This window comes from Maridesulfovibrio ferrireducens, assembly GCF_900101105.1.
Lineage (GTDB): Bacteria > Desulfobacterota > Desulfovibrionia > Desulfovibrionales > Desulfovibrionaceae > Maridesulfovibrio > Maridesulfovibrio ferrireducens.
Window position 1 is genome coordinate 319396 of record NZ_FNGA01000005.1, and the last position, 11799, is coordinate 331194.

The following is an 11799-nucleotide window of genomic DNA, read 5'->3' on the forward strand; positions in this document are numbered from 1 at the left end:
GACAATTTCAACAATTCCCCAGATCTATTTTAAAATAGATCTGGGCTTAAAAATTAAACTTTAGGGGAGACACATGCACCAAGTCATTTTTTATCCAGTCGGCAATGGAGATACTAGCCAAATCATCCTTAATAATGGCAAGCGGATTCTTTTTGATTTCAGGCATCTTAAAAAATCAGAAGAAGAGGGAGACCCCCACATCAACTTAAATGACCACCTAAAAGACGAACTCAAAAAGGCCGACAAAGACTATTTTGATGTTGTAGCATTCACTCATGGTGATAAGGACCACATTGAGAACAGTACAGAGTTCTTTGAACTTCAACACGCAAAAAAATACCAAGGCGATGGTCGTATAAAGATTAAAACCCTTTGGGTTCCAGCTGCTATGATTCTTGAAACGGCTGCATCCGACAGCCAAAGCAGTGAATTCGTAATATGGCGCCAAGAAGCCCGTTATAGATTGAAAGAAGGAAAAGATATCCGAGTTTTTTCTAAGCCCGCCGAGTTGAAGAAATGGTTTGAAGACGAGAAGCTAGATTTTGACTCACGTAAACACCTTATCACTGATGCAGGAAAACTTGCTGAGGACTTTAGCTTAGAAGATGATGGTGTCGAATTTTTCTGTCACTCACCCTTTATTAAACATGTTGATGAAGGCGACGACATGCGCAATTCTGCTGCGTTAATATTTAACGTACGCTTTAGAATCAACGGAAGCGTATTCGACTACCTCGCGGTTGGAGATTCTGAATACGAAGTCCTAGAAGATATTATTTCAATAACCAAATATCATAGCCGTGAAGACAGACTACACTGGGATTTATTTAATATCCCTCACCACTGTAGCTATAAAGCCCTTAATAAGGAGAAGGGAGATAATGAAACTGAACCAGCAGAAAGCATTAAAGAACTTCTCGGATTTGGAAGGCTCAACTCTTATCTGGTAAGCTCAAGCAAACCAATTGAAAACAACAAGGAAGCATATGACCAAGAACAGCCTCCCCATGTTCAAGCCAAAAACTGCTACAAAAAATATCTTAAAAAAGTAAATGGAGCAGATCTTCTGGTCACCATGGAAGAACCCAAAAGAACAAAACCAGAACCACTAATATTCAAAATTGAAAGTCGAGGAATTTCCCTTGACTCTAAAACAGTTGCAGCCGCCGCTGCCATCACAAGCTCTCCAGCCAAAAGGGCAGGACATGAGTAGCTCATACATCGAATATGGTTCTCCTATAGAAAACCCATCTATAGGAGAACTTACCTTGCCTGCTGCACAGGCTATTTTTACCGCATGCGAATCTAGCTCCTGCTATGAAATTATTGAATTGCGTAAACTCGAAGGAGAAGAAGGGCTTGTCGCTGAAATAATTGTAGCAGACTGCACATGCAGAGAAATACCCAGCAGGAATGATGTTGGTATTTTAATTAGAGAACGTATTGCATTAACTTTAATGGCTGACGAAACAAAGATGCCGGAAGTAAGGATGCTTCGAAACGAATTTCCAACAATTCTACACTGCAACTACGTAAAAGAAGGTGATCCTGTATCACTCTGCTTATACTTCGAGCCTTGGAGCACAGTTAGACGGGTGTGGACGCCTCAACAATTCCTTCAGCGTGTGGAGTGGTGGCTAACCTCTGCGGCTCAAAATAGCCTTCATAGAACTGACCAACCCCTAGAACCTCTATACTTTGATTCTCCCCAAAAATTTGTAATTCCACCGAAGGATGCACTAAAAAACGGACCTCTAAAATTATTACCTCTGACCAAGAATTACTATAGATCAGCCTACGAAAATGACATTTCAATAGGCATTTCAATTGACAACAACATAATACCTATCACGGTCTATTTTCCGCCAGTCATCCACGGAGAAATAGAATCATTCCCATCAAACCTTGGGGAAATCAATGACCAAATAGAAAAAAGGGGACCAATCTTTAGCACAAAGCTCTTTGACGCGATACGCGAGCATGTACAAGAAAATATAGATGAAAAATATGTAACTAAAAATCCTTCTGAAAACTGTTTATTAATCCTTATTATTCCAGTTGCACGAAATGAAGATTCAGAAGCAGAAAAGATCGATGTTTCTGGGTTCTTTTTGGGAACAGATTTAGCTTCTTTAGGAGAGTCACTTGGAGCTCTAGATAGGATGGAGGATTACACCCCAAACAGATATTATGCGATAGATATATTAGGAGTTGTGGAACACACTAACTCATGGCGCGATTTTGAAGTTTCTCCAGTGGAAATAATACAAGAAAATTCTTTTGAATTTGCTCAGCAAGGATCAGGATTAAATTCTGAGTTAGCAAACTTTCAAGGGACACTCGTAGGTGTAGGAGCATTGGGGAGTACTATCGTCAACATCTGGAGTAAAGAAGCATGGGGAAAATGGACCCTGATTGATGCGGATGTAATTAATCCTCACAATATAATAAGACACCTTGCAACAGACCAATTAATTGGTGTTAATAAAGCAGAAGCAGTGGCTCACCTTGTTGATAACAACTACTACAACATGTACAGTGAAACGGTTAATCTTAACAAAAACGTCCTAGATCTATTAAAAGATGAGTCTGACAATACACTTGAAACGTCTGATCTCCTCGTTGATGCAAGTACCACATTAGAGGTTCCCCGTGAACTTTCGAAATCTGAAAAATGCCCAAGATCCGTCTCAATATTTCTAACCCCATCAGGCAATGCTTCCGTATTGCTTCTTGAGGACTCCGAACGGAAAGTCCGGTTAAATAATTTAGAAAGTCAATATTATAGGGCAATACTAAATTTTCCATGGGGTGCTGCCCATTTAAAAAACCATAAAGGACACTTAGCTGTGGGGCTCGGCTGTAGGGATGTGTCTCTAGTAATGTCCTATGAAAAAATAACCTTACACAGTGCTATTTTATCTCAGCAAGTAAGGATCCTTCGCGACCAAACACAACCCAAACTAAAAATTTGGATCTCCGATGATGAGAATTCAGCAGTGCAAGTTCACGACATACCTATATCCCCTGTAATCTGCTGTACATGCGGAAACTGGGAAATGTTACTGGATGATTATTTGGTCAAAGAATTAAATAAAATTCGCCAAGAGAAGCTCCCAAACGAGACTGGGGGAATAATCTTGGGATATGCCGACCACATCCTGAAACAAATTTTTATCGTTGATATTTGTCCTGCACCTATCGATAGCGATGAAAAAACATGCTCATTTGTCCGTGGATGTCATGAACTTACTGAAGTAGTTGATAGTGCAAGTGACCGAACAGCGAATGTGGTTGGATATATAGGAGAATGGCACTCTCATCCTCGAAACTATACAGCAAAGCCTAGTGCAGCAGACCAAATTTTAATAGACGACTTAAGCAACACTATGTGGAAAGAAGGACGCCCAGTACTAATGCTTATCGTTGGTGAAAACAGCATAACGATAACAGTCAAAGAAGGTGATCAGAAATGGACAGTAGAGATTTAAAAATAGGACTAGCATTGTCAGGAGGCGGGGTTAGAGCTGCCGCATACCATGCAGGAGTGCTCAAGGCCCTTGCAGAACATAACCTGTTAGAAAATGTAACCCACAATTCAACAGTCTCTGGCGGAAGTTTATTTCTTGGTCTAGTATACCATTTTTCAAATATGCAATGGCCTACTTCATATGCATATAAAAAAGACATATACCCAGCTATCAAAAAGCTATTATGCTCAACAGATATCCAACTTAATTCTGCATTTAGGTTGTTAAAACCACACAACTGGAAATTCATATTATCACGGGCTACAATTCTTTCTGAAAGTATACACGAAATGTGGGGAGTTAAAGCCACACTTAATGACATTCCTAATTCACCAACTTGGTCTATCAACGGATCTACAGCTGAAACAGGAAAACGTTTCAGATTTAAAGGAATATCAGCAGGTGATTATAAATTAGGGTACACATTGGCTAAAGAATACAAACTAGCCAATGCCATGGCGATGTCAGCGGCCTTCCCTGTTGGGATAGGCCCTTTGTTTTTTGATGCTAGTCAACATAGCTGGGAAATACCCAAAAAATACCAGACCTCTAATGATGCATGTCCTCCCGCAAATTTCAAAAAAATTCACCTTTATGATGGTGGGGTCTATGACAACTTAGGGATTGAACCTTTATTCAACATAGGGACACAATCATACAAAAAGCACAGCGACATCAACTTTCTTATTGTATCAGATGCAGGAGCACCATTTTGCCAGCAGCCCATCCCATCCCCTTTTAGTTGGAAAAGGATGAATAAACTCCTTGACATAATCCAAGAACAGACAAGAGCTTTAAGGGTCAGATCATTCGTTGCTTTCTTAAGAAAAAACTATGAAACTAATCAGAATTGCGATGGTATGTATCTTCAAATAGGATCTAACCCCGTCACAAAATTGGCTAAACATATGGTTAGCCCAAACACCCAACCATCGTACAGCCAATGGTTAAAAGCAGAGTCAGTACAAAAAGCTGCAAAATATCGTACAACTCTAAGTAAATTTAAAGAAAAAGACTTTGAGTTAATCTCAAGACATGGTTATGAAACATTTTTATGGAATCAGAGAGCTTGGGGGCCCCCTAAGTAAAACCTTAGTTATAAATTCACCTGACATGACGACTTATTCAAAGAACATGTCAGGTGAATACCTAAACAACTATAATTAAACACATTAATAATGAATCCCCCTTGAGATAAACTTCAAGGGGGATTCGTTTTGAATTGGTATTAGCGAGCTTTGTTAGACTGAGCGAGGACCGATGCAGCCATCGTTTTGGTCTTGTCGTTATATTTAGGGCTATTAAGAACCTTTGAAGCTACGGTTTCCATGTCAGCTCCAGTTTCTTTGCCTGTACTTGCCTGCGCAAGAGCTGAACCTGCGAGTTTTCTTTGAATACCGGATGAATTAGAATCCCTGAGAATTTCAGAAGCCTGACTTGCTACACTGGATGATGTCTGTTTGCTATTTTTGGGCATAATAATTGTCCTTGCGGCATGAGCCGCCTTATCGCATCCTGTAGCTCATTACAAGACGCCTATTTTTAATCTTCGTCTTCGCTTATAACGGTAAAGCCATTGCTTTTGAGGTGGTCAATTTCATCCTCAGTTAACCATTGAGGCACATCATAACTGGCAATAGTTTTACCAGTTGTAGATATGAATATAGCCTCGCGCAGGGGCTTGTTCTCTTCTGGTTGTCCAGAATCTATAGTTACAAGGTAAGTTTCAGGCATAGCTCCTCCTTAGCAATGTTTACTTGCGTATTGCGTGCGGACTACACGGTTAATAAAAGAGTTCAAGCCATGTCCTTGCTCTGCCAAATCCTTCATATGCTCAAGATTAGAAGCACCAGCACTGGCATAGGTGTATGAGTAGGTTGCGCCTGAGTTAAACTGTACGCAAATGGAATCGGAATCGTAGCGATATGCAGCAACTCCAGAGTTGCCGCCAATATTTGAATATCTTGTCATTTCAATACCTGTCGGAAAGTAAAAAGGTATAGCACTACCTATTATGCTTGAGAAAAACATAAGGAAGGGCTGAAAGAAATTCAGTATTAGTAAATAATGTGAAGTGAGTTTAAGAAATCATGGCAGCTACCCTCTTATATAAAGATATACTTATCTTCTTGACAAGGGGAGCCTGAGCGGTTAGTTACTTTCCTACCAAAAGAGAGAAACCACCTGATTCTCAGGTTCCCAAACGCCCTAATCTTCGTCAAAAGACTGGGGCGTTTTTATGTCAAGCACTTTTGAGAACCATGAAGTAAAATAATCCAATCAAGTCTGACTGTCAAGCATTTCTCTAGACAAACTTAAAATTATATACCATTCCACGCAACTGTGCAATAAAAAAGTAAATAATCATACAGAAAGACAAAATATACTGAACCAGTAAATTTAGTAACTTTTTTATTTTCAAGTCTCATTTCATCCGTAGTCTCATCCTGTCCGATTTGATATCTGGGCAATAAATCACCTAACCATTCTAGTTCGGGATTGTTTTACTTTCTTCCTCATCGCCCGCACAACCGCCCCAACTCCCTCAACGCACCATCCAATCCGCTCTGCAAGTCTAGGCAACCCTGCATCTCCTTTTCCAGCTCGGCTATCCTTTGCCCTTGTTCGGCTATTCTCTGATCTTGCTGCTTCAACCTTTGTTCCTGCGTTTTCTCCATCCGTTCCAAAGTCTCCGATAAGCTCCGACTTAACTCGTTCATGATCTACCTCTGCAATAAAACGGCTGGGTCGCCGTTGGATGTTTTTACTATTTCCAGATTCATTCCCTTGGGAAATGCCAGAAACTTTTGATTGCCCTGCTGGTGCATTGTAATTCCCCAATTCTTGAGTTTGCTTTCCTGCTTTTTCAAATTCACGACACTGTCCTTGAGTTGGCTCAGCTCCTCGTTCTGGGCTTGAATTCGCCAGCCTAAGTATCCGGTTATGGAGACTGATATGATGATTAGAAGCAGAGCGGATATGATGTTTGCCAAAATGTTTTGCTTCCAGTGATACGTGGAGATTCTGGATTGTTTTTTCCTGAGCTTCTGAAAATGAGCATCCATATCGCTGGTGATGGTATTCAGTTCGTTTTCGGCATACTTCAGCAAGTTCCCGCTCAAGTCTTTCAATGCGTTCTTGGCGGCCTGCTCGACCTCCTGAGACCGTGAGTCCATCTTCTCTTTTAATTTCTCGGTCAGCTCTCCAAGATGATTCATATATCCCTCCTTTAAGCCGGACGCGCTTTTTATCTTTTGGCAACTCCAAGGTAATGTAATTATTCCCCTGCCTAGGCACGGCATAACCTAATTCTTGAAGAGCCGTGACTAAACCCTTCCTGTCCTTAAGCAAACCGTCAGCTATCCCTTGCGCCAAATAGTCAGTTACGGTTTTACGGAAGTCGTTCAGTTGCTTACCCTTTGGAGAATGTATATCTTTCCCCGGCTGTGTAAGCCGAGACCGCTTCAAATCATCAGGCTTTGCCCAATCCTTGCGCTCATTCCAAAGATCACGCCAAACGTCGTATTGTTTCTGCCAGTTGGGCGGGCATGGATTCATGGCTTTATCCTGCCTGAGTTCAGTACGCGGTATAATAAAGTGCAATTCAGGGTGTCCGGCATGGCTGTGCCGAACCCAAAGGATGGAATACTGATCCGGCTCCATGCCTGCGAAAGCTATTTTTTCAAAGTCATCCATGACTTCTTTTTCAGTCCGAGGTGTAACTTCATCCTCTGGAGCCCAAGAGAGAACACCGGAAGTGAATTTCCATACTCGATCAGTTGAGCGGATAACCTTTTGCACTGTCTCCGGATCTCCACGCAAAACTTCTGGCGGAGAATCTTCACGCCCCTCTCGTTTTGGATCAAGAACATATTTTATGGATGCGACTCCATTCCCTTTGCCGTACCGAAAAACCCTCATATACATTTCAACTCCTTTTCAACCGCTGACAGTTCAGCAAGAATCAAAATTGAATCTGCATTGCTTTTATAAGTATTTGCCCAGCGGGCAAGCTGGTTGAGATTATTTCCTATACGGGCAACGTGAAGCAGCTTCTCTCTTTCACGTTTGGTTTTACGAACTCGCTGCTTTCCCAATTTATGGCGCACAAAATCGCAAGTACTCATTCCCTTAGTTTCTGCTTCGGAAGTGATGATCTTTTTTTCTTCCGGCGTAACTCTAAGATTAATCCATTTAGTGCGTGCTGTGCTCATACAGCCTCCATTTCTCTGGCGTAAACGGAGGGATCGAAGGGAGGCTTGCCTCCCTCGCCAGCCCCAACGGCGTCACTGGTTGCGCAGCAAGCTGTGTCACGTTGGGTAGGCTGGCTATAAACTCCTTTTGGAGTAACCTCCTGCGCATGAACAGCCGGATGAACTTTATAACTCGGGCTCGAAGGACGGCCAACACCAGATGATTGAATAGGAACCAGAACAAGATACCCATAATCCTCAAGCATCGTTATGCCCTGCTCGACCTGCTTCTTTTTAGGAAATCTTCCACGGATAGCACGATGACATTCCCGAAAAGTGAATTGCTCAATATTTCTATTTTTAATCCACTTAAGAGCGGCCTGAGCACACGAAGTCAAAGCATCACACCCCATATCATGAAAAGCATATAGAGCATGAGAGACAAGCTTCTTACCAAGTTCGGTAGCTGCCAGCATTACAGATTGTTCAATTCGGGATTCAATTTTTACAGATGAAACCAAATGTAACAATCCGGCAAGACGAGCAACCTGACCGGGAACTTTGCCCGCCCAGTCAGTCATATTTTCAAGACTTTTCCCCGGTCGCAACTCTGCCTCAATGAGCAAGAAAAAACCTTTCCATGACTCATACGCTTCAGCACTGAGCAACAAGGGCTGACTATGATCAGTAATTTCGGAATTTGTTTTGAAGGATAAGAGTAGTTCAACTCGCTCTAGAAAAGCTCGTTCAACCTGCAATGAAACTTTCGGAGGCTCCGCAATTCGAAACCCAAGTCTGCTTTGACCAAAGAAGTATAAAAACCGAGCCAGAAAGCCGCGCCCTCTAAACTCTGGATTCATGGCCATTCCACGCAAAACATCCGGCTGAGTTGTAACGCATATAGTCAACAATGGATGCTTGAGCCCGATATACTGCCCGTGCTTACGATCCACACGACACGGCTCGCCACTAAACGCTTTCAATATAAGATCAAGGTTAGGCATCTTGCTATACCGTCCTGCAAAGGTATCAAAGAGACCGCCTTCGGCCTCAATGATAGACATGCACTCGCCTTGCTGCTCCATGAGCATAGCCAAACATTCAGGAGTAATGTCATCAGCAAGTAATCTTGGAATAGAAAGTAACTCCGGCAATTCATCCTCAAGGTCACGAATCTCTTGCAAGATATTGTTTCGATTCTGAGAATTCTTTGCCTTAGCAGCCAAGTTACGACGATGATCAATGGCACGTTCTAACGTCAGTCGTTTTGAACGCACTTCCTGAGCCAATGGACCGATTACTTTTTCTTGATCGTTCTCCCACTGTGTTAACGGCCTGCGTGCAGCCTGAGTAACAGCACTTTTCCTCTCACCGGGTGGAAGCGGTGACAACAGGTAAAGATTTAAGGACTCATGATACCCCTCCTTCACTTGTATAGAAAAACGCCGCTGCGCGACGGTGGATAGAACTCCAAATAGATTACAAAGAACCATCTCATACGGAACTTGTAGAGATTCACTAAGTTCATAGCTGTACTCGGCCAGAACCGAAGGCAACGAAATTGACGCCAACGAAGGCGGAAACTGCGGCCCCAACGGAACAGGGGGTTTATGTCTGAACATAGAAAGAATGTCTGTGCCGGACTCGTTCATCTGGGCCTCGGCAAGTTGGCTTGTTCTTCGAGCGGAATAATTTTGCAAGATTCAACATAGAGATCCAGATCACTAGCATCGTATCCGACACGCCGCCCAATTTTGATATAGCGCGGACCTTTTCCAAGACAACGCCATACTTCCAATGTTCCGGGGCTGAGTCCCAATCTTTCCGCAGCTTCTTTTGTGCTTAATAGTCCTTGCATCGATTTCTCCTTGTTGGTTGGAGGTGTTTGTTCTTCGATGCAAATCGATCACGTTTAACGGAGCTGTTAAACCATCTGGAAGGGTAGAAATTCTGTTAAAAACCCTCCAAGTCCTGTCGGATATAGACAGAATTTGGAGGGCAAACTTCTTTATTTTCAGGGTATTATTAGAAATTTAAATTCTAAGGTGTCTTTACTGTAAAAACTTGAAATTTTATCAACAGAGTAGGAAGCAAGGCGGGGTATTTTAAACTGTAAGCCGAAATAGAAATAAAAAAGGAAGAATAATTATGACCGGACAATATGGACAAAATGGACAGAAATATAATTTTGTCCATTTTGTCCATATTGTCCCAAGGTTTTTACTTGGAATCATTTCCTGTGTTTCTAAATTCTGAGGGGAGATTCAGACGAAAAATTTTAATCAACTTATCTGCAGGACGATTCAAACTCAAATCCTGAATATATTTTTTATCCTTAACCTTATCAGCAATCGCTTGGTAATCCTCATGAGAAAAAGTCTGTAAGGATGTCGGGTCTTTGACCATTTCCAGCACCATATTCGCAAGAAAGAAGCCTTCTTTATGTGCTCCGTCTAACTTTTTCTGAGCGAGAGTCAAACGAGCCTTCTGTGTTTGATAAGATTTAACTTCTTTTTTAAGCTCTTCAATCTTTAAATTTTGTATTTGGGCTAAACGGTCTTCATCTGACAAAAATCTTGAATATTTTAATTCAATCTTCTCTACTTCATCTAAATCAAAAAAACATCGCTCATCAAAAAGACGAATAGCTCTTTCTTTCTGACGGAAAAAAGAAGAATGAAAACAACCTATCTTCATAAATTTTACAGAATTATATTCAGACATAAAATACACTTTCAATCTATTTTCAAGAATTGCGTTCGTAAAATCAGCACTTGATTTTCGATTCCACCTAGTTCTCAATTCCGAAGCTAAAATTCGTCGCTGAACTTCATTCTTTGTAAAAAAGTTCATCCCTTCTATAAAATGTGAGAGTGCAAAATTAAACAAATAAATTGTTAGCCAAAGAACAAAAAAGCAAATAAAGGCATAGCCCAATACTGAAGCATTTGGATGACTAGGAACATACTTGATAATAACTACAGGAATTATCATACTCACAAACAACACAAATGCCTCTAATAGCTTGTCTTCAAAACTCTTTTCTTGAAAAAGTGACTGAATGAGAGCTTCACGTTTAGGCTTTTCATCTTCTTGCTCAACAACTTTAGTCTTAGCTTCAACAAATTGTTCTTTCTCATTTTCAAAAGTATTCACATCTGTAATTTGAACCTCAGTAACTTTATCATTCTGCGCTTCACTCATTCGCTATCTCCCTATGCTTTTATACAGCTTATCCCCCTTTAACTGAGGTATATTTTTTTTACAAATAGGATGATGGTTAAACGAACTTCCCCAATAAATAAACATGGGGAACAAAAAAGTGAAAAAAATTTGAACTTAATCAAACTTTTTTCACTTTTTTAAATTTTATGGGGAAGAGTGTGGGGAGAGCTATTTTGGGCATGAAAAAAGGGCTTCTCACTTTCAGTGAGAAACCCTTATATTTCAAATGGTACCGGGAGAGAGAATTGAACTCTCATGGTATCACTACCGGCGGATTTTGAGTCCGTTTTATAGGGTTTCAGAAGAAATCACACATCTTCACAAAAATTCAGTTAACCATTGTTTTAACTAACTTTTTAACTGAATAAGTTTCATTTATTATCACTTGTGATCATTGTCCATCTCTTAAAAAAGTTGTACAGGAGTTGTACAGGAAATGGAGGTAAGGATGGCAACAAGACCAAAATGGAACAAAACAAAGTACCCCGGAGTACGCTACCGTGAGCACGAAACCCGTAAGCACGGTATTCAACCGGACAAGTATTTTGCAATCACCTATAAGTATGAAGGCAAGACCAAAACCGAGCCCATAGGTTGGGCAAGCAATGGGTTCAAAGCTCAGGATGCAGCTAATATTCTGAGTGAGCTTAAAGTCAGTCAGGCCCAAGGTAAATTTCCACAGACCCTGAAACAGAAAAAAGAAATGGCCACCGCCGCCCTCAAGGAAAAAGAAACCCGCGAAAAGGCAGAGAAAGATAAAGGCATTACTTTTGATGAAATATGGACACAATTCTATCGGCCACAAGCAGAATCCAATAAATCTGCAAAATCATGGAAAAGAGAAGAAAGCC

Annotated in this window: 11 protein-coding genes and 1 pseudogene; 4 read left to right on the forward strand and 8 right to left on the reverse strand. The window is 41.1% G+C overall.

Annotated features, from left to right (window positions below):
• Window positions 1-73 precede the first annotated feature (73 nt).
• From BLT41_RS15960 to BLT41_RS15970, 3 genes are read left to right on the forward strand one after another with little or no spacing between them, the layout of a single operon-like run.
• Window positions 74-1213: an anti-phage 6A-MBL system MBL-fold protein gene (locus BLT41_RS15960; RefSeq protein ID WP_092162920.1), complete on the forward strand. Its 1140-nt coding sequence runs from the start codon at window positions 74-76 to the stop codon at window positions 1211-1213.
• The gene (locus tag BLT41_RS15965; RefSeq protein ID WP_092162921.1) at window positions 1206-3491 is read left to right on the forward strand and encodes an anti-phage 6A-MBL system cap2_3 protein; all 2286 of its coding nucleotides are present in this window, start codon (window positions 1206-1208) and stop codon (window positions 3489-3491) included. Before BLT41_RS15960 ends, BLT41_RS15965 begins: the two co-directional genes overlap by 8 nt.
• Window positions 3473-4618, forward strand: a complete 1146-nt coding sequence (locus tag BLT41_RS15970; protein ID WP_092162922.1) for a patatin-like phospholipase family protein — start codon at window positions 3473-3475, stop codon at window positions 4616-4618. The genes BLT41_RS15965 and BLT41_RS15970 overlap by 19 nt, the downstream gene beginning before the upstream one ends.
• Before the next feature lie 140 nt (window positions 4619-4758).
• On the opposite strand, the gene BLT41_RS15975 is transcribed toward BLT41_RS15970, so the two are convergent.
• From BLT41_RS15975 to BLT41_RS16010, 8 genes are all read right to left on the reverse strand, one after another.
• A complete protein-coding gene (locus BLT41_RS15975) occupies window positions 4759-5007 on the reverse strand; it encodes a hypothetical protein (protein WP_092162923.1) in 249 nt (82 codons plus the stop codon).
• 65 nt (window positions 5008-5072) lie between these two features.
• A complete protein-coding gene (locus BLT41_RS15980; protein ID WP_092162936.1) occupies window positions 5073-5264 on the reverse strand; it encodes a hypothetical protein in 192 nt (63 codons plus the stop codon).
• A 9-nt stretch (window positions 5265-5273) separates the two neighbouring features.
• Window positions 5274-5501: a hypothetical protein gene (locus BLT41_RS15985; RefSeq protein ID WP_092162937.1), complete on the reverse strand. Its 228-nt coding sequence runs from the start codon at window positions 5499-5501 to the stop codon at window positions 5274-5276.
• Window positions 5502-6005: 504 nt separating this feature from the next.
• On the reverse strand, window positions 6006-7451 hold the full coding sequence (locus tag BLT41_RS15990; protein ID WP_170830394.1) for a relaxase/mobilization nuclease domain-containing protein: 1446 nt from the start codon (window positions 7449-7451) through the stop codon (window positions 6006-6008).
• Window positions 7448-7744, reverse strand: a complete 297-nt coding sequence (locus tag BLT41_RS15995) for a MobC family plasmid mobilization relaxosome protein (RefSeq protein WP_092162939.1) — start codon at window positions 7742-7744, stop codon at window positions 7448-7450. The genes BLT41_RS15990 and BLT41_RS15995 overlap by 4 nt, the downstream gene beginning before the upstream one ends.
• Window positions 7741-9375 carry a YfjI family protein gene (locus BLT41_RS16000; protein ID WP_092162940.1) on the reverse strand — a complete coding sequence of 545 codons (1635 nt, stop codon included), beginning with the start codon at window positions 9373-9375 and terminating at the stop codon, window positions 7741-7743. The genes BLT41_RS15995 and BLT41_RS16000 overlap by 4 nt, the downstream gene beginning before the upstream one ends.
• Window positions 9372-9581, reverse strand: a complete 210-nt coding sequence (locus BLT41_RS16005; protein WP_092162941.1) for a helix-turn-helix transcriptional regulator — start codon at window positions 9579-9581, stop codon at window positions 9372-9374. The genes BLT41_RS16000 and BLT41_RS16005 overlap by 4 nt, the downstream gene beginning before the upstream one ends.
• Before the next feature lie 362 nt (window positions 9582-9943).
• Window positions 9944-10927: a hypothetical protein gene (locus BLT41_RS16010; RefSeq protein ID WP_092162942.1), complete on the reverse strand. Its 984-nt coding sequence runs from the start codon at window positions 10925-10927 to the stop codon at window positions 9944-9946.
• Window positions 10928-11396: 469 nt separating this feature from the next.
• On the opposite strand from BLT41_RS16010, the pseudogene BLT41_RS17565 reads away from it, so the two are divergent.
• Window positions 11397-11799, forward strand: a pseudogene (locus BLT41_RS17565) (site-specific integrase); the annotation flags it as partial.

Excerpts from the sequence above, each read along its gene's own strand:
- BLT41_RS15960 (WP_092162920.1), top strand. The coding sequence starts at position 74 with ATGCACCAAGTCATTTTTTATCCAGTCGGCAATGGAGATACTAGCCAA.
- BLT41_RS15965 (WP_092162921.1), top strand. The coding sequence starts at position 1,206 with ATGAGTAGCTCATACATCGAATATGGTTCTCCTATAGAAAACCCATCT.
- BLT41_RS15970 (WP_092162922.1), top strand. The coding sequence starts at position 3,473 with ATGGACAGTAGAGATTTAAAAATAGGACTAGCATTGTCAGGAGGCGGG.
- BLT41_RS15975 (WP_092162923.1), bottom strand. The coding sequence starts at position 5,007 with ATGCCCAAAAATAGCAAACAGACATCATCCAGTGTAGCAAGTCAGGCT.
- BLT41_RS15980 (WP_092162936.1), bottom strand. The coding sequence starts at position 5,264 with ATGCCTGAAACTTACCTTGTAACTATAGATTCTGGACAACCAGAAGAG.
- BLT41_RS15985 (WP_092162937.1), bottom strand. The coding sequence starts at position 5,501 with ATGACAAGATATTCAAATATTGGCGGCAACTCTGGAGTTGCTGCATAT.
- BLT41_RS15990 (WP_170830394.1), bottom strand. The coding sequence starts at position 7,451 with ATGAGGGTTTTTCGGTACGGCAAAGGGAATGGAGTCGCATCCATAAAA.
- BLT41_RS15995 (WP_092162939.1), bottom strand. The coding sequence starts at position 7,744 with ATGAGCACAGCACGCACTAAATGGATTAATCTTAGAGTTACGCCGGAA.
- BLT41_RS16000 (WP_092162940.1), bottom strand. The coding sequence starts at position 9,375 with ATGAACGAGTCCGGCACAGACATTCTTTCTATGTTCAGACATAAACCC.
- BLT41_RS16005 (WP_092162941.1), bottom strand. The coding sequence starts at position 9,581 with ATGCAAGGACTATTAAGCACAAAAGAAGCTGCGGAAAGATTGGGACTC.
- BLT41_RS16010 (WP_092162942.1), bottom strand. The coding sequence starts at position 10,927 with ATGAGTGAAGCGCAGAATGATAAAGTTACTGAGGTTCAAATTACAGAT.